Raw genomic sequence first — 15656 nt, 5'->3', positions numbered from 1 at the left:
CCTGAGGGACAACTGAGCCGAAACCGATCCCGGACCGAGTCCTGTCACCGCGCTGTGGTGGTCTGATGTACGTCATTCACATGTATTTCTGTAGTGCTGAGTTGCCTGGTTGACGCGCGGGGCCGGGCCCCACGCGTACCGGGCGCACTAGAGTCGGAAGCATGGTTTCCGGTGAGGCTCCGCAGGCGGCGGGCAGCGTTCGGGTCGACGTCTGGATCTGGTCGGTCCGGCTGACGAAGACGCGTGCGCAGGCTGCCGCCGCCTGCCGCGCGGGTCATGTGAAGGTGGCCGGCGAGCGCGCCAAGCCGGCCCAGGCGCTGCACGTCGGCGACGAGGTACGGCTGCGCCATGCGGGCCGGGACCGGGTCGTGGTCGTGTCGAAGATCGTGAAGAAGCGGGTCGGGCCTCCGGTGGCGGCGGAGTGCTTCGTCGACAACAGCCCGCCCCCGCCGCCGCGCGAGGCCGCGATCCAGGTGCCGGTGCGGGACCGGGGCGCGGGGCGGCCGACGAAGCGGGACCGGCGCGAGATGGACCGGTTGCGGGGGGACGGCCCGCCCGCGGAGTGACCGGGCCGTGCGGGGGCGACCGGGCCGGTTCGGGCGCGGTGTTACGGCTGTGGCGAGGTGATCGCCCTGGCCGCAGCCACCTCCTGGCGCAGCGGGGCCAGTACGCCCTCGTCGTCGCCCGGGAGTTCGGCCCGGACCTCCACCAGGACCTCGCTCGCCCTGATGCCCGCCGCCAGTTCGCGGAGCTGCTGCCGCACCTCGGCCACCTCGGCCGGTTCCGGTTCCGGCGCCCCGTGGTTGACGCGGACCCGGGCCGCGGTCGTGGCGTCCACGATCCGTTCCACCGCGACGACCAGGGGCCACCACGCGGCGGCCCGGCGGCCGGTCGGGGGCGGCTCCGTCAGGGCGCGCTGGAACTCGGAGCGTACGGAGGACAGATCGCGGTAGATGCGGCGCCGGGCCCGTACCCGTTCCGCCCGGTCGCCGGAGGCCTCCGGTTCGAAGGCGTACGCCACGTAGTCCGCGATGTCCGTCACCGCGTCGGCCAGGCGGTGGCCGATCCGGGTGTGCCAGCTCTCCGGCCACAGCAGGTATCCGGCCACCAGCACGATGCCGCAGCCGATCAGGCTGTCCAGGAGGCGCGGCCAGACGAGGTCCACGCCCTGGTGGTTCAGCAGGTCGGACAGGAGCAGGATGACCGGGGTGACGGCCGCAGTCTGGAAGGCGTAACCCTTCGCCGTGAACGCCGGGATCAGCGCGGCGAGCAGCACCATCACCGGCACGTCCCACCAGCCGATCGGCACCTCCGCCAGCACCGGCGCCGCGATGACGAGGCCCGCCACCGTGCCCACCGAACGCAGCACGGCGCGGGAGAACACCGAACCGAAGTCCGGCTTGAGGACGAACGTGACGGTCAGCGCCACCCAGTAGGAGCGCGGCACGTCGACCAGTGACGTCAGCGACTGGGCCAGCCCGATGCAGAGGGCGAGGCGCAGCCCGTACCGCCACGAGGGCCCGGAGAGCAGGACGTTGCGGGTGGCGCGCCGGACGCGTACCCCCAGCGCGGCGGGGCGTCCGAGCCGGTCGTCGACGTTGTACGGGTCGGGCTCCGCCTTGTGGACGACCGCCGCGGCGTGCCGCAGGGCGCTGTCCACGGCCCGGGTGGCGGGCGAGTCCGGTGCGGGCAGGGCGGGTTCGGCGTCGCCGGTGCGGCTGTCCTCGATGTCGTCGGCCAGTTTCCGCACCGCCGCCGGGATCTCGGGAGGCAGCGGGCGCCGCCGCAGGTGCACCGCGGGGGCCGCCTCGACCAGCGGGATGACGACGTTGAGCTGGGACAGCATCCGCACCATGGCGCCGCTGCGGCCGTGGTAGCGGGCGCGGCGGGCCAGGATCAGGTCGTAGGAGGTGTTGAGGGACTGGGTGACGGCCTGCCGCTTCTCCTCGTACGCGTCGGTGCCGGCGGCGGCGAGCAGATCGGCGACCGTGCAGTACGTCCCGGCGACCGAGACCCGTTCCGGGAGTTTCCGCCGCAGGGGCCAGGCCAGCAGTGTCAGGGCGAGGACGAACAGTCCGCCGAGCGTCAGCAGCAGCGGCGCCACCCACCACGGTTCCGGCATCGGAAGTCCGGCGCCCACCACCGAGTTGAGCAGGAGCAGCAGCCCCGATACGGAGGCGACGGCGCCGATCGTCGACATCATCCCGGAGACGAGCCCGATGACCGTGAGCACGGCCACGGCGCCCCAGCCCGACCCGTGCACGAGCGTGCCGGTCATGATGCCGAGCGCGCCGAACACCTGCGGTACGGCGATGTTGAGGATGCGCATCCGGTACGCGTCGGCGGTGTCGCCGATCACGCCGGAGAGCGCGCCCATGGAGACGAGCGCCCCGTACACCGGCCGGTCGACGGCGAATCCGGCGGCGAGCGGCACGGCCAGGGCGACGGACGCGCGGGCGACGGCGGCCCAGGGGACGGGGGTGGGCTGCGGGCGCAGCCCGTACCGGAGCCAGACGGGCGGCATCCCCCGCCGCGGCGCCGCGGCGGAACCTGTGCCGTCCAATCCGTACCCCCTCCGGTGCTCAGCGGTCAGCCGCGGTATCCCTCGACCTCGTCGGCCGGGCGGACCCGGGCCTGTGACGGGTCGTCCCCGAACTCGCTCAGTGCGCGGCGCTGCCGCAGCAGGTCCCAGCACTGGTCGAGCCTGACCTCCACCGTACGCAGTCGCTTCCGCTCGTCGGCGGTGAGGCCCGGGTCGCGGCCGCCGCGGTCGCGCAGGGCACGCTCCTCCGCGACGAGTCCGTCGATGCTGCCGATGATGTCGTGCTCCTGGTCGCTCATGAGGTCCTCGTTCCGCTCGGTGGTGGAGGGTGCCGGCCGATGTGCCGGGGGTGCGGTTCAGCGGTGGCGCTGGTTGCGCAGCACGATGACGGTCTTGCCGCGGGCCCCGCCGGTCCGGTTGCGGTCCAGGGCCTGCGGTGCCTTCTCCAGCGGGAGTTCGATGTCGATGGGCACCCGGAGCACCCCTTCCGCGGCGCCCGCCGCCAGGACGTCCAGCAGGACGGGGCTCGGGTCGAGCCGGAAGTCGATGCCGCGCACGCCCCCGGGGAGCGCCGCCCCGGCCGCGGCGTCCCGGGTGCTGAGCGCGATGCCGCCGGGCCGGACCGTCGCGGCCTGGACGGCGAACGCCTCCGGGGTGTCGGAGACCAGGTCGGCCAGCGCGTCGATGCCGTCCGGGCAGACCGCCCGTACCGAGTCGGCCGTCGGGCCCCGGGTGGTGTCGACCGTGGCGGCGGCGCCCAACGACGCCATCCTGGACCGCTCGTCGCCGCGCACCGCCGCGATCACGCGCACGTCGCGGGCCCTGGCGAGCTGGGTCAGACAGCTGCCGACGCCGCCCGCCGCGCCGATGATCAGCAGGCTCTCGTGGCCGCGGAGCGCCGCCGCCTCCAGGATCTGTGCGGCCGCCGTCCCGGCTGTCGGCAGCGCGGCGGCGGTCCGGGCGTCCAGGCCGGGCGGGACGAGCGTGACGGCGGCGTCCTGCGGGACGCAGACGTAGTCGCAGTACGTACCGGCGCCGACCGCCGGGCCGGTCCGTCCGAAGACCTTGTCGCCGACCCGGAAGCGGTTGTCGCCGCGGCCGATCATGTCCACCCGGCCCGCGAAGTCCACGCCGACGACCAGCGGGAACACATGCGGGACCTGTCCTTCCAGGGAGCCGTCGGCCGTCTGCCAGTCGTAGGGGTTGAGGGAGGCGTACTCAACCCTCACCCGTACCTCGCCGGGCGCCGGTTCCGGCTTGGGGACCTCGACCAGTGCGGGGTCGGCCCGGAACGCGCCGACGGCGATGGCTCGCATACGGAAGACCTCCCAGTCGCCCCCGGCAGTGCACGCGATCCACTCTTCCCCGGCCCGCCCGCGCCCGCACGTCGGCGCCCGCGCCCGCACGTCGGCGCCCGCGCCCGCACGTCGGCGCCCGCGGGGCGCCTTTGTCACGCCTCGGGCGACGGCGCCGGCAGCACCCGCTGGGCCCAGATCCGTGCCGCCACCGCACACACCGCCAGGGCAAGACCCGCACCGAGGACGATCCACACCGTCGTGCGCAGGGACGCCGTCAGCGCGTCGTAGACCGCGGCCGCGCCGTCGGTCTCGTTGCCCGGCACCTCGGCCAGCACCCGGTTGCGGGCGAAGGCGAGCGCGCCGCGCAGCAGCAGCGCGCCGGCCGCGAAGCCGGTTCCGGCGACGGCGGTGGCGGCCAGCGCGGCGAGCGCGGAGCCCCGGCGGCCGGGCCCGCCGCGCACCCACGCCAGGACCACGGCCAGCAGGGCGAACACCAGCGTGCCGACGGCCGGCCAGATGCTCGCGGCCCGCAGCCACCGGAAGCTCTGCCGCAGCTGGTCGGCCCGGTCGGCGGAGACGATCTGGATGTCGGTGTGCTCGATGGGGATGCGGTCGGCGAACGGCACCCCGTTGTCCAGCAGGTTCTGCTTCACCTGTTCCGTCACGGGTGCCAGGTCGATGGTGACGCTCTCGCCGGTCCCGCCGTCCAGTGCGGCGGTGACGGCCTCGTGGGCGGTGCGGTTCGCGGCCGTCCACGCCGCCCGGAAGGCATCGGTCGTGGTGAAGGACTGCACGGCCTGGTGCAGGAAGCCGCGCACGGTGTCCCCGAGCGGACCGACGTCGATCTGCTTCATCGCCGCGTCGGTGATCAGGTCGGCCACGGTGGTCTGCACAGCGGGATCGGAGGCGAGCGGCTCCACGGCGGCGACGTAACGGTCGGTGTCGTCGATCTCCAGATCGACCCACGCCGAGAGCGCGCTCAGCGGTACCAGGACGGCGAGCAGCACCAGGAGGGCCGCCGAGAGTGCCGTCGAGAAGTAGGTCCGCACCCCACCAGGGAATCCCGGATGCGCCGGGAGCGCCCCGGGCCGTGAGCCATTCGAGTTGCCGGGCGGCGCGAGCAGGTGTGCTCTGGAGGGAAAGAGGGGGCGACGGAAGGAGCTTGCCGCCATGGCCGCACACGCTTCGGTGCAGGCACGCGGAACGCGCTCGCGAGCGCGCGCCCGGCACCACTCCACCCTCAGCTGGGCCGTGCCCGTCACACTCGGTGTGATCCTCGGCTGGTACGCGACGTCCATCGTCCGGGGCGGCGGTGTCCTCACCGGCGGGCAGCTCGCCCTCGGGCTGATCTCGGGCGCCGTCCTCGCGGCACTCTGCTTCGGCCTGGGCCGGATGCAGAAGCGGCTGGCGGCCATGCCCGCGGCGGCGGCCTACGGCGCACTGTTCGGCGGGTCGATCGGCTTCCTGTACAGCCTGTCCGGCAAGAGCGTGCTCGCGGCGTCGGTGCTGGGCCTGCTGACCGGGGTGGGCATGCTGCTCGCCGCGTTCTACGCCTTCTACACCCACGAGGACTGAGCGCGCCGGCCCCGAGACCGCGTCCGCCTCCGTCAGCGATCCTTGACCTTCTCCGCGGGGGAAGGCCAAGGATCGGCGTGCCGGGCGAGCACCGCCCGGTACGAGGAGGCACGAGGTGACGGTGACGGACGACGGGCAGGGGCGGCGGCCGCCCGGAGCGGCGCTGATGACGATCGGGGCGTTCGCCCGGCTGTCCCGCCTGTCCGCGAAGGCGCTGCGCCGTTACGACGAGCTCGGTCTGCTGGAGCCCGCGCTCGTCGACCCGGTGAACGGCTACCGCTACTACGACCCGGCTCAGGCGCAGACGGCCAGGCTGGTGGCCTGGCTCCGCCGGATCGGCATGCCGCTCGCCCGGATCACCGAGGTGATCGCGCTGGACGCCGGCGCGGTCGCCGCGGCGGTGCGGGCGTACTGGGCGCGGGTCGAGGCCGACACGGCGGCCCGGCGGGACCTCGCTGCCTTCCTCATCGACCAGTTGTCGACGGAGGAAGCCATGACACAGGTGGGAACGCTCGGAATCCGGTACGCGGCACGCACCGACACCGGTGCGGTGCGGGAGACCAACCAGGACGCGGCGTACGCCGGCGCCCGGCTGCTCGCGGTCGCCGACGGGTTCGGCGCGGGCGGCGCGGAGGCGAGCACGGCCGCGATCGACGCCCTGAAACCGGTGGCGCGGGGAGCGGTGCCGGCCGCGGAGCTGCTGAACGTCCTGCACGACGCGGCGGAGCGGGCCGCGCGGGCGGTGCGGGACGCGGTGGCGGGGAGCGGGGCGCCCGAGGCGTCGGGGACCACGCTGACCGCGATGGTGTGGACGGGGGAACGGCTGGGGCTCGTGCACATCGGGGACTCGCGGGCGTATCTGCTGCGCGGGGGCGCACTGTTCCGGATCACGCACGACCACAGCCTGGTCCAGTCGATGATCGACGACGGTTCGCTGACCGAGGAGGAGGCGGCGTCGCACCCGCGGCGGGCGCTGCTGCTCAAGGTGCTGTCGGGCGGCGACCGGGACGGCTCCGCGCGGGGCGGCGGCCCAGCGCCGGTCGAGGGCTCCGGTCCTGATCTGGGGGTGCGGGACGCCCGCGCCGGTGACCGCTATCTGCTCTGCTCGGACGGGCTCTCGGCGGTCGTCGACGGCAGGGAACTGGCCCGCGTGCTCGCCGCGGCGGACGGCCCCGGCACGGCGGTGCGCGAGCTGGTCGCGCTGGCCGGTGCGGCGGGCGCCCCGGACAACGTGGCCTGTGCGGTGGCGGACGTCGTGGAGCTGTGACGGTACGGAACCGGCGCGCGCGGGCGTGAGGAACGCGCGGGACGGCAGGAGGGCGGGTCCGTACGGTCGTGGTGCACGTGCGGGACGACAGAGGGCGGGCCCGCGCGGGCGTGGCGACGCGAGGGACGGCAGAGGGCGGACCCGTACGGTCGTGGTGCACGTGCGGGACGACAGAGGGCGGGCCGGTGCGATCGGAAACGATCGCGCCGGTCCGCCCCTGCTTGTGCCGTGTCGGCGTCAGCCGCGCACCACCGTCACCGGGCACGGCGCGTGCTGGGTGACGTGGAGGCTGACCGAGCCGAGCAGGGTGGCCTTGAAGCCGCTGTATCCGCGTGCGCCCACCACCAGCAGACTCGCGCCCTCGGCCCGGTCCAGCAGGGTCTGCGCCGGGTTGCCGATCACCACGACCTTGCTGACCGCGGCGGCACCCACCGCGCCGAGGGCCTCCTCCAGCGCCTCGGTGAGCGACACGGTGGCCAGGGCCTGCGGGTCGAAGTCCTCCGGCAGGCCCGGCATCATGGACGCCCAGCTGGTGGCGGGGTACTCCCAGCTGTTGACGGCCTCGACCGTGTCACCGGTCAGCTCCGCCTGGCGTACGGCCCAGTGCAGTGCCTTGATCGACGACTCTGAGCCGTCAACGCCCACCACGATCCTGCCCATCTCTGCCTCCAGCTCGGTTCGGCTCGGTTGCACGGGTGCGCCGTGCGGTGTCCCGACGACGCGCCCTCCCGCCCAACTCTAATCAAATAGGACGAAACCACAGCGCCGGGGGTCGATACCGCCGCACTCGGGTCGGTCAGGCCGGCCGGAGACCGGCCAGCTGCTGCTCGAACGGGACCACCTCGTCGTCCACACCGAGGGCCCTGGACGCCCCGGAGACGGCCCGGCCCCCGGTGATCGCGCTCGCCAGCTCGCCGCCCGCGCGCTTGATCCGGGCCGGCAGCCCGTCGGCGTACGCGTCGCCCGAGGCGCCCCAGTCCTCCGACGCCGCGTACACCGACGTCGGCAGCGTGACGGCGCGCAGGTAGGCGAAGAGCGGGCGCATCGCGTGCTCCAGCACCAGCGAGTGCCGGGCGGTGCCGCCGGTCGCCGCGACGACGACGGGCTTGCCCGTCAGCGCAGTGTTCTCGACGAGGTCGAAGAACGACTTGAACAGCCCGCTGTACGAGGCGGTGAAGACCGGGCTGACGGCGATCAGACCGTCCGCCTCCGTGACCGCGCCGATCGCCTCCTCCAGGGTGGCCGAGGGGAACCCGGTCACCAGATGGTTGGCGATGTCGACGGCCAGGTCACGCAGCTCGATCACCCGGATCTCGACCGGGCGGTCCTGCTCGGCGTCCAGCCGGTCCCGGGCGGCCCCGGCCAGCCGGTCGGCCAGCAGCCTGGTCGACGAGGGGCGGCTCAGCCCGGCCGAGACGGCGACGATCCTCAGCGGTTCGGTGGCGAACACGGTGTCAGCTCTCCTTCGCGATGACGGCCGGGTGCAGCGGCGCGGACTCGGGGACCCCGGCCGGCCGCAGGGCGGCGAACTCCTTGCGCAGCACCGGTACGACCTCCTCGCCGAGGATGTCGAGCTGCTCCAGGACGGTCTTCAGCGGCAGCCCCGCGTGGTCCATCAGGAACAGCTGGCGCTGGTAGTCGCCGACGGCGTCCCGGAAGGACAGCGTCCGCTCGATGACCTCCTGCGGGGAGCCCACGGTCAGCGGTGTCTGCTGGGTGAAGTCCTCCATCGAGGGGCCGTGCCCGTAGACCGGTGCGTTGTCGAAGTACGGGCGGAACTCCCGTACCGCGTCCTGCGAGTTCTTTCGCATGAACACCTGCCCGCCCAGGCCGACGATGGCCTGCTCGGCGGTGCCGTGCCCGTAGTGGGCGTAGCGCTGCCGGTACAGGCGCACCATCTTCTTGGTGTGCTCGATGGGCCAGAAGATGTTGTTGTGGAAGAAGCCGTCGCCGTAGTACGCGGCCTGCTCGGCGATCTCCGGGGAGCGGATCGAGCCGTGCCAGACGAACGGCGGGACGCCGTCCAGCGGGCGCGGGGTCGCGGTGAAGGACTGGAGCGGCGTACGGAACTTCCCCTCCCAGTCGACGACGTCCTCGCGCCACAGCTTGTGCAGCAGGGCGTAGTTCTCGATGGCGAGCGGCATGCCCTGGCGGATGTCCTTGCCGAACCACGGGTAGACCGGGCCGGTGTTGCCGCGGCCCATCATCAGGTCGACGCGGCCGTCGGCGAGGTGCTGGAGCGTGGCGTAGTCCTCGGCGATCTTCACCGGGTCGTTGGTGGTGATCAGCGTCGTGGACGTGGACAGGATCAGGTTCTCGGTGCGGGCGGCGATGTAGCCGAGGGTGGTCGTGGGCGAGGACGGGACGAACGGCGGGTTGTGGTGCTCACCGGTCGCGAAGACGTCGAGGCCGACCTCCTCCACCTTCTGCGCGATGGCGATCGTGGCCTTGATCCGCTCGTGCTCGCTCGGCGTCCGGCCGGTCGTCGGGTCGGTGGTGACGTCCCCGACGGTGAAGATCCCGAACTGCATGGCGCCCGCCTCCAATATTGTTGAACATTGAACTATGTGAACACACCCTACAACGGAGCATCCCCCTTCCCTATTCCGAGGGCCCGCCCGGAGCGGGCCCTGAGTACGCTGAACGGGTACGGAGGCCGCCCGAGCCCCGGTCAGGACGGAGGCGAAGCGGACATGAGCGGGACCGGCCCCGGGAACGACGACGCACCTCCGCCCGAGCCCGCGAGCGAGACCGACCGCGACTACGGCGGCGGCACGGAGGCCTGGAAGGAGCGCGGCGTCGCCCTGCGCGTCTTCATCTACATCTTCGCCACGCACCTGTTCGCGGGCTTCGTCTGGATTCTGTTCTATGTGGGCGAGCACGCCGAGAAGTGAGCGAAGTGCTTCCAGGTGCTCACCGCATGGCAGCACAGTGCCGAGGTCCACTCCGACCCCGAACTGCTGGCCGCGCTGACCAGGGACCACGAGGGGGACTACGGGCAGGTATCCGACCCGCGGGAGCTCGCGTTTGTGCGGATCACGGGCATGGTCGCTGCGCTCCGTGCGGGTGCCGGCGGATCTCCACGTTCGTGTCCGAGACCTTGGACATGTCGCCCTTGGCTCGGGCGGCGTGGCGTTCCCTGCCGAGTGCCTGGCATACATCGCAGCCCTTGACCGGGGCCGGTCCCGCTTCGGGGTTCAGTGGCATTCCAGTGGGAGGACCAGGAAGTGTCGTTCGGTCGGACATCGATGAACCCCTAGCGTCGCTCTGATGACGGCAACGCTAGAAGGACTGGGGTTCAACTCCCAGAAAGTTCCACGGAGTTCCACACAGGTCACTCCAGCGCGTCGATGGCCGAGGTGATCAGGGACCGTGCACCGGCGCCAAAGACGGCGAGGCGGCTGAACTCTCCGAACGCCTTGAGGTACTGCCGGACCTCGCTCGGTGCCGTGATGTTCACGCGTGCCGTCAGGAGTTCCGCTTCAGCCTGTCTCTCGTCGTACACGCTGAACGTCTCGACCATCCACATGCGGCGTTCTGCGGCGAACGGGATCACGCCCAGTGAGACGGACGGGAACGTCATGGCCGAGAGCAGGTAGCCAAGTTGCCCCGCCATCGTCCTTGTGTCGCCCACACGATGACGCAGAACGGACTCTTCGAGCACCAGGGCGAAACGGTGGTTCCCTTCGCGCACCACCCGCGCGGAGCGATCCAGCCTGGCTTCGACAGCCCCGCTCACATCGTCGGGGGTCTCGTGGAACTCATGGATCGAGCGCAGCAGAGCGGAGGCGTAGGCATGAGTCTGCAGAACCCCGGGGACAACATTGGCGCAGTAGGTGCGGAATACCTCTGTGCGCTCGTACAGGGGGAGGTAGGACTCCTGGAGCTGCTTCAGGCCGGATCGTTGGACGCGGCGCCACTCGACATACATGGTGTCAGCGGTGCGGGCGGCGGCGATCAGGTCGGCGGCCCGGTCCTCTGCCCCGCAGGCATGGCACCACGCGCGAATATCCTCGGGCGCCGGAGAGGTGACTGCGTTTTCGAGGCGGGAGACCTTGGACTTGTACCACCCGGCGCTGGTCGCCAGGGCGTGGCCGGACAGGCCTGCGTCCTTCCTGATCTCCCGCAACCGGTCCGCTACGGCCTTGCGGGCTTCCCGGACGCTTGATGACGGGGACGCGGGCATGTCTGGGTCGCGTTCCTCAGATCCGGTATTCCTCGTGGGGTGTGGCGCGCTCCCAGACGGCTTCGAACGCCGTCGCGCAGAACTTCGCCAGGTTCTCCCGATCGTCCGTCTCCGGCCCCACCGAGGCTCCCTCGCCCGTGAAGTGGTTCCACATGATCAGGTGTCCGTCGAACAGCCAGAAGTCATTTCCCGGCAGGGCGAGATCCGAAGCCCTGCGTCGTGGCAGCCACCGGACCGACTCGCCGGCGGCGATGTTCTGGTAGGTGCAGTCGTGTTCGTACCTGATGTAGGTGCTCGCAGGCTCGGAGACGATACGGGCTCGGCGGAACACGACCCCTCTGTGCGTCGCGTCGCGAACCCGCGTGTGGAAGTCGTTCCACCACGTGGCCGGATCGGGTTCAGGGCGCCACCCCTCGCACCACTTGCCGAATTCGGTAGCCTCCTCACCGATCCCGTACGAATCGCGCATTTCGAGGTGCACAGCCGAATTCCGTGTGGTGGCCAGCAGGTCAGTGAACGCCCAGTCGGTCTGCGACATCGCATGCCTTCCTCAGCGCGGGCACCATGCGAATCGGTACGCGCACCACTGCTTCGGTCGCGGGGATCGGCCCGGACTCACGGCACCGGTCCAGGAGTTCCTGCCCGGCACTCCAGCCCTGAATGACGATTTCTTCCGCTTCATCGTCCACCCATGCCGTAGGACACTGAGCCCCGTTGGTGTTGGGGTCCTTCGCAATGAACCGTAGGGCCATGATCGTCGCCGCCTTCTCATGGGTTCCGATTGGTTCCACGAGCGTATCCTCGCGGCGGCCGTGGTCAAGGGTGCCTCAGAGGCGCGACGGACGTCCGGCAACGCGGAGAGCCGGACTCCTGACGGGTCCTGAGAAGAGGCGTGTTAAGCAATGGCGTCGTGTCAGGAGTCGGCGGAGAAGGTGTCTGTCTTCACTGCTGTCAAGAACGTTGACCAAGGGCCGGATCCTATGCGGAGAACGTACCCGTCAAGGCCCTTGCTGTCCCGGATGGCATGGCTCTCGCCCGCTGTTCCGGCTATCTCCAGGCAATCGCCCTGCTGATCCGAGTAGGACGACTTGCGGAACGAGGTGATGATCTCGGAAGTCACGGTGCCTCTTTCGTGGGCTGCTCTGCGTTGCCGAGAAGCTGCCGAATGCGACCGGCGCTCTCCTGTGGCGACATGGCTGCCGAGCGTAGTTGGTCAAAGACGTTGGAGTAGAGGGCCAGGTCCTCCGGAGCCTCCACGATCGAAGTGTTGGCCACGTTACGAACGGCGACTGCTTCCACGTTCGGTTCCACCCCGAATGAGAAGGCCACGAAGGGGCCGGACATCCCGGCGATCTTGCTGGCCGATGTCGGGAGCAGCTGTACCGTCACGTTCTGCCGCCGTCCGGTGTCCAGCAGTCTCAGCCACTGGCCGGTGCAGATGTCGAGATCGTTGGAAAGTGCCGTAACGGCCGGCTCCCAGATGATCGCGGTGAAGTGTGTGCCGCCCGCTTCGATTCTCCGCTGACGCTCCTGGCGTACTTCGATCAGTTGGTCGACGCGTTCGGGAGTGATGAACGTTGGCCCGGACGTGATCACGGAGCGCGCGTATTCCGGAGTCTGCAGGAGTCCTGGGATGAGAGCAGGCTCCCAGGAGCGAATGTTGGTGGAGTCATTCTCGAGCGTGATGTGGTCTGCGTAGTCAGGTCGGACGGTCTCCTGGTAGTCGAGCCACCAGCCCCGTTCATTGCTCGCACGTGCCCAACGCTCCAGCCGTTCCCGCTCTCCGGGGTCTCGGACCTCGAACCGGTCCAGAAGCGTGCGGACTTCCAAGGCCGAGGCCGACACAAGGCCACCCTCCATACGGCTGACCTTGGTGACCGATTTCATGATCGCCTCGGCTGCGGCGGCCTGGTCGAGCCCTGCCGCCTCACGGTGGCGCTTCAGTGCCGCTCCAAGGCGCCGACTTCGGACAGTGGGCCTTCCACCTGCGGGCATCGTGACTCCTCCTGACGTTCGTTCCAGTGCGCCGTTGTTGAGTGAAGGCGTAGCCGACGACCCTCGATACTCACCGTAGTCGCAAATTTGCGGAAGTTGAGCTTGCGGAAGTGATTCGAACACGCCTAGCGTCATTGCGTAACGCTCTGCGCGCACCAGTGTGCAATGAGTGGGGTTCTTTCGTGGCAGCAAGGAGCCCCCGCGACCGTTGCACCGGTCCGGGGGCGTGGCCAACACTTTGGAGGAGCGTCGACGTGTGGAATTTTATCTCCCGGCTCCGCGGTGTGATCCGCTTCGCTTCAACCGGACGCTCAGGGGGCGGGCGGCTGGACGGCGAGCCTGTCCGTCTGTCCTTTCCAGCGCGCGCCAGACCGCAAATGAACTCTCGGCAGATCGAGTTCGCTCGTTGGGCACGCGCCGAGAACCGGTTTCGGCGGGAGCGGCGGCGGGTGTGGTGGCTGGCTCAGCACGGCATCGAGGCAGGGCCCAGCCTGGTTTACGGCGTGGTGGTGTGGTGATGGGGGAGGCACCGGACCGCACCGTCGTGTTGCGCTGGAGCCGCCATCCGCGCTGCGTCGGTCGCGCCAGGGCAGAGTTGCGGACCGTGCTCGCGCGCTGGGCGCTCTCGGGTCTTGAGGAGGCGGCGGCGCTCGTGCTCTCCGAACTGCTGACCAACGCCGGTCAGCACGCACGGGTCTCGCCGGGGCGGGAGATCGAGACCCGGTTCAGGCTGGTGGACGGCGGGGTGCGGATCGAGGTGCACGACGCCTCGGACGTGGCGCCGCAGGTGCGCGATCCGGAGCCCGGAGCGTCCGGTGGGCGGGGGCTGATCCTTGTTGCCGCGCTGGCGGACAGGTGGGGGTACGGGGCGCGGTGCGGGCCCGGGAAGGTGGTGTGGGCGGAGCTGACGCCCGACCGGTGACATCCGGAATGTGCTGTGGCGCTGGGCCGGGCCGCGTTACCATCGCCGCATGACCTCCGTACCGTGCCGGAACTGGTGGCGCTCCTCCTAGGAGCGGCTACCTCTTCTGCGCGGGACCAGGGCCGTTCGACATGGACGGCCCTTTTTCTCTGCCCTCTTCCGGTGCGGGCTCCTCGCCCGGCGGGCCGTCCTCCACGCACACACCGACGCGAGGAGAGACCACTCATGACCACGACCACCTGCGCAGACGCCGACGCCGTCCAGAACGACACTCTGGAGGGGCGGATCCGGCGCGACCCCGCCCGCTTCCGGGTCCTGACCGGCGACCGGCCCACCGGGGCGCTTCACCTCGGGCACTACTTCGGCACGCTCCACAACCGGGTGCGGCTCCAGGACCTCGGCGTGGAGGTGTTCGTGCTCATCGCCGACTACCAGGTACTGACCGACCGGGACGTCGCCGAGCGGCTCACCGCGACGATGGAGGGGCTGCTGCTGGACTACCTCGCCGTCGGCATCGACCCGGAACGCTCGGTGATCTTCAACCACAGCGCCGTGCCCGCGCTCAACCAGCTGATGCTGCCGTTCCTGAGCCTGGTCTCCGTCGCCGAGCTGGGCCGCAACCCCACGGTCAAGGACGAGATCACGCACTCCCGGCAGGCCTCCGTCAGCGGCCTGATGTTCACCTACCCGGTCCATCAGGCGGCCGACATCCTGTTCTGCAAGGGCAATCTGGTGCCGGTCGGCCGGGACCAGCTGCCCCATCTCGAAGTGGCCCGGACAGTGGCCCGGCGGTTCAACGAGCGGTACGGGCCCGTCTTCCCGGAACCCGAGGCGCTGCTCTCCGCCGCGCCGCAACTGCTCGGCACCGACGGCACCAAGATGAGCAAGAGCCGCGCCAACTCCATTGCGCTCGGCGCCGGTACGGACGAGACGGCCCGCCTGATCAAGGGCGCCACCACGGATGCCGACCGGCACATCACCTACGACCCCGAGGGGCGCCCCGGCGTGTCCGGCCTGGTGCTGCTGGCCGCGCTCTGCCTCGACCGCGAGCCGCACGCCGTGGCCGAGGAGATCGGCGGCGGGGGCGCCGCCGCCCTGAAGCGGACCGTGACCGACGCCGTCAACACCCGGCTCGCACCGATGCGCGCCCGCCGGGCCGCGTACGCACGGGAGATGGGGTACGTACGGTCCGTGCTGCGCGCCGGCAACGAGCGGGCGAACGCCATCGCCGACGCGACGCTGACGCAGGTGCGGGAGGTGATGGGGAGTTCGGTCTAGCGTGCGTTCGCCGGCGGCCAGCCGCCGCGGTCCGCGACGTCCAGGATCAGGGCCGCGATGTGCCACGCGTCGTCCGCGCCGCTGTGGTGGCGGCCCTCCAGCGGGAGCCCCGCGATCTGCAGGGCCGTCGCCATGCCGGGGCGTTTGCGCAGGCCGTGGGTGGCGGTGAAGGGGATCTTGGCGTTGGTGTGGCGGTGGCCGAACGGGTAGGGGGTGCCGGTCGCCCGGCACTGGCGGACGAACTGGTTGCGGTCGTAGTCGCCCCAGCTGGCCCACGGCCGGACACCGGCCCGGTGCTCGGCCGCCAGCAGCCGGCAGGCGTCGGCGAAGGGGATACCGGTGGCCACCTCTGGCCCGGTCAGTCCCGTCAGCTCGGTGCAGAAGGCGCTGACCGCCGACCGGTCCGGGCGGACCAGGACGCGGTGGCGGGCGAGGCGTTCGCGGGCCCCCAGGTCGACGACGGTCAGCCCGATCTCGATGATCTCGCTGATCTCGCCGGGCGGCGGCTGCCCGTCCCAGCAGGTCGCCTCGATGTCGATGACGTTGAGAAGGTCCTGCCCCGGTTCGCTGGTCATGGGGTGAGGGTAGGAGCG

The 15656-nt window shown here is 71.0% G+C and carries 18 protein-coding genes and 1 pseudogene; 6 read left to right on the top strand and 13 right to left on the bottom strand.

Translation table 11 applies throughout. The features are described 5' to 3' along the window. Positions 1-161 precede the first annotated feature (161 nt). On the top strand, positions 162-566 hold the full coding sequence (locus tag ACIO3R_RS22415) for a S4 domain-containing protein (protein ID WP_311304551.1): 405 nt from the start codon (positions 162-164) through the stop codon (positions 564-566). Between the two features lie 41 nt (positions 567-607). Here the strand turns inward: ACIO3R_RS22415 and ACIO3R_RS22410 are convergent, their stop codons facing one another. From ACIO3R_RS22410 to ACIO3R_RS22395, 4 genes are all read right to left on the bottom strand, one after another. Continuing rightward, entirely contained in the window at positions 608-2524 is a 1917-nt protein-coding gene (locus ACIO3R_RS22410) for an FUSC family protein (RefSeq protein WP_402108408.1), read from the bottom strand. A gap of 65 nt (positions 2525-2589) precedes the next feature. Beyond that, on the bottom strand, positions 2590-2841 hold the full coding sequence (locus tag ACIO3R_RS22405) for a DUF2630 family protein (protein WP_363021098.1): 252 nt from the start codon (positions 2839-2841) through the stop codon (positions 2590-2592). 57 nt (positions 2842-2898) lie between these two features. Further along, on the bottom strand, positions 2899-3858 hold the full coding sequence (locus ACIO3R_RS22400; protein ID WP_402108089.1) for an NADP-dependent oxidoreductase: 960 nt from the start codon (positions 3856-3858) through the stop codon (positions 2899-2901). 134 nt (positions 3859-3992) lie between these two features. Continuing rightward, positions 3993-4889 (bottom strand): hypothetical protein, encoded by an 897-nt coding sequence (locus ACIO3R_RS22395; RefSeq protein ID WP_385040128.1) that lies wholly within the window; start codon positions 4887-4889, stop codon positions 3993-3995. 121 nt (positions 4890-5010) lie between these two features. On the opposite strand from ACIO3R_RS22395, the gene ACIO3R_RS22390 reads away from it, so the two are divergent. After that, positions 5011-5415: a hypothetical protein gene (locus tag ACIO3R_RS22390; RefSeq protein WP_402108087.1), complete on the top strand. Its 405-nt coding sequence runs from the start codon at positions 5011-5013 to the stop codon at positions 5413-5415. Between the two features lie 166 nt (positions 5416-5581). Beyond that, positions 5582-6682 carry a MerR family transcriptional regulator gene (locus ACIO3R_RS22385; RefSeq protein ID WP_402108405.1) on the top strand — a complete coding sequence of 367 codons (1101 nt, stop codon included), beginning with the start codon at positions 5582-5584 and terminating at the stop codon, positions 6680-6682. 237 nt (positions 6683-6919) lie between these two features. Here ACIO3R_RS22385 and ACIO3R_RS22380 read toward each other — a convergent pair whose 3' ends face one another. The 3 genes from ACIO3R_RS22380 to ACIO3R_RS22370 all read right to left on the bottom strand — a co-directional run bounded on the left by ACIO3R_RS22380 (position 6920) and on the right by ACIO3R_RS22370 (position 9213). Beyond that, positions 6920-7342 (bottom strand): universal stress protein, encoded by a 423-nt coding sequence (locus ACIO3R_RS22380; RefSeq protein ID WP_363021297.1) that lies wholly within the window; start codon positions 7340-7342, stop codon positions 6920-6922. A 136-nt stretch (positions 7343-7478) separates the two neighbouring features. Continuing rightward, positions 7479-8132, bottom strand: coding sequence for an FMN reductase (locus tag ACIO3R_RS22375; protein ID WP_385038790.1), 654 nt, complete (start codon positions 8130-8132; stop codon positions 7479-7481). Between the two features lie 4 nt (positions 8133-8136). Further along, the gene (locus tag ACIO3R_RS22370) at positions 8137-9213 is read right to left on the bottom strand and encodes an LLM class flavin-dependent oxidoreductase (protein WP_363021116.1); all 1077 of its coding nucleotides are present in this window, start codon (positions 9211-9213) and stop codon (positions 8137-8139) included. A 243-nt stretch (positions 9214-9456) separates the two neighbouring features. Between ACIO3R_RS22370 and ACIO3R_RS22365 the strand changes: the two are divergent. After that, a pseudogene (locus tag ACIO3R_RS22365) lies at positions 9457-9576 on the top strand (DUF6126 family protein); the annotation flags it as partial. A 440-nt stretch (positions 9577-10016) separates the two neighbouring features. Here ACIO3R_RS22365 and ACIO3R_RS22360 read toward each other — a convergent pair. The 5 genes from ACIO3R_RS22360 to ACIO3R_RS22340 all read right to left on the bottom strand — a co-directional run bounded on the left by ACIO3R_RS22360 (position 10017) and on the right by ACIO3R_RS22340 (position 12863). Continuing rightward, positions 10017-10868, bottom strand: a complete 852-nt coding sequence (locus ACIO3R_RS22360; protein ID WP_385038794.1) for a helix-turn-helix domain-containing protein — start codon at positions 10866-10868, stop codon at positions 10017-10019. Positions 10869-10884: 16 nt separating this feature from the next. Then, entirely contained in the window at positions 10885-11406 is a 522-nt protein-coding gene (locus tag ACIO3R_RS22355; RefSeq protein WP_385038797.1) for a DUF6879 family protein, read from the bottom strand. Then, entirely contained in the window at positions 11378-11659 is a 282-nt protein-coding gene (locus ACIO3R_RS22350) for a hypothetical protein (protein WP_402108084.1), read from the bottom strand. Before ACIO3R_RS22350 ends, ACIO3R_RS22355 begins: the two co-directional genes overlap by 29 nt. A gap of 122 nt (positions 11660-11781) precedes the next feature. Next, entirely contained in the window at positions 11782-11988 is a 207-nt protein-coding gene (locus ACIO3R_RS22345; protein WP_385038800.1) for a DUF397 domain-containing protein, read from the bottom strand. After that, a complete protein-coding gene (locus ACIO3R_RS22340; protein ID WP_385038803.1) occupies positions 11985-12863 on the bottom strand; it encodes a DUF5753 domain-containing protein in 879 nt (292 codons plus the stop codon). Before ACIO3R_RS22340 ends, ACIO3R_RS22345 begins: the two co-directional genes overlap by 4 nt. A gap of 517 nt (positions 12864-13380) precedes the next feature. Here ACIO3R_RS22340 and ACIO3R_RS22335 point away from each other — a divergent pair. Beyond that, positions 13381-13785 (top strand): ATP-binding protein, encoded by a 405-nt coding sequence (locus tag ACIO3R_RS22335; protein WP_385038806.1) that lies wholly within the window; start codon positions 13381-13383, stop codon positions 13783-13785. A gap of 225 nt (positions 13786-14010) precedes the next feature. After that, positions 14011-15063 (top strand): tryptophan--tRNA ligase, encoded by a 1053-nt coding sequence (trpS, locus tag ACIO3R_RS22330; RefSeq protein WP_385038809.1) that lies wholly within the window; start codon positions 14011-14013, stop codon positions 15061-15063. Here the strand turns inward: trpS and ACIO3R_RS22325 are convergent. Beyond that, on the bottom strand, positions 15060-15638 hold the full coding sequence (locus ACIO3R_RS22325) for an exonuclease domain-containing protein (protein WP_385038812.1): 579 nt from the start codon (positions 15636-15638) through the stop codon (positions 15060-15062). The two genes, trpS and ACIO3R_RS22325, sit on opposite strands and share 4 nt — an antisense overlap. Positions 15639-15656: the final 18 nt, after the last annotated feature.

Source organism: Streptomyces sp. NPDC087428 (assembly GCF_044744085.1).
Taxonomy (GTDB): Bacteria; Actinomycetota; Actinomycetes; order Streptomycetales; family Streptomycetaceae; genus Streptomyces.
Note: the sequence above shows the minus strand (reverse complement) of the source record. Positions and strands in the feature narration are given on the sequence as shown.

Bases quoted from the DNA above. Each gene is read 5' to 3' on its own strand.
- ACIO3R_RS22380 (WP_363021297.1), bottom strand. From the start codon at position 7,342: ATGGGCAGGATCGTGGTGGGCGTTGACGGCTCAGAGTCGTCGATCAAG.
- ACIO3R_RS22355 (WP_385038797.1), bottom strand. From the start codon at position 11,406: ATGTCGCAGACCGACTGGGCGTTCACTGACCTGCTGGCCACCACACGG.
- ACIO3R_RS22385 (WP_402108405.1), top strand. From the start codon at position 5,582: ATGACGATCGGGGCGTTCGCCCGGCTGTCCCGCCTGTCCGCGAAGGCG.
- ACIO3R_RS22370 (WP_363021116.1), bottom strand. From the start codon at position 9,213: ATGCAGTTCGGGATCTTCACCGTCGGGGACGTCACCACCGACCCGACG.
- ACIO3R_RS22400 (WP_402108089.1), bottom strand. From the start codon at position 3,858: ATGCGAGCCATCGCCGTCGGCGCGTTCCGGGCCGACCCCGCACTGGTC.
- ACIO3R_RS22390 (WP_402108087.1), top strand. From the start codon at position 5,011: ATGGCCGCACACGCTTCGGTGCAGGCACGCGGAACGCGCTCGCGAGCG.
- trpS (WP_385038809.1), top strand. From the start codon at position 14,011: ATGACCACGACCACCTGCGCAGACGCCGACGCCGTCCAGAACGACACT.
- ACIO3R_RS22335 (WP_385038806.1), top strand. From the start codon at position 13,381: ATGGGGGAGGCACCGGACCGCACCGTCGTGTTGCGCTGGAGCCGCCAT.
- ACIO3R_RS22360 (WP_385038794.1), bottom strand. From the start codon at position 10,868: ATGCCCGCGTCCCCGTCATCAAGCGTCCGGGAAGCCCGCAAGGCCGTA.
- ACIO3R_RS22415 (WP_311304551.1), top strand. From the start codon at position 162: ATGGTTTCCGGTGAGGCTCCGCAGGCGGCGGGCAGCGTTCGGGTCGAC.
- ACIO3R_RS22405 (WP_363021098.1), bottom strand. From the start codon at position 2,841: ATGAGCGACCAGGAGCACGACATCATCGGCAGCATCGACGGACTCGTC.
- ACIO3R_RS22410 (WP_402108408.1), bottom strand. From the start codon at position 2,524: ATGCCGCCCGTCTGGCTCCGGTACGGGCTGCGCCCGCAGCCCACCCCC.
- ACIO3R_RS22325 (WP_385038812.1), bottom strand. From the start codon at position 15,638: ATGACCAGCGAACCGGGGCAGGACCTTCTCAACGTCATCGACATCGAG.
- ACIO3R_RS22340 (WP_385038803.1), bottom strand. From the start codon at position 12,863: ATGCCCGCAGGTGGAAGGCCCACTGTCCGAAGTCGGCGCCTTGGAGCG.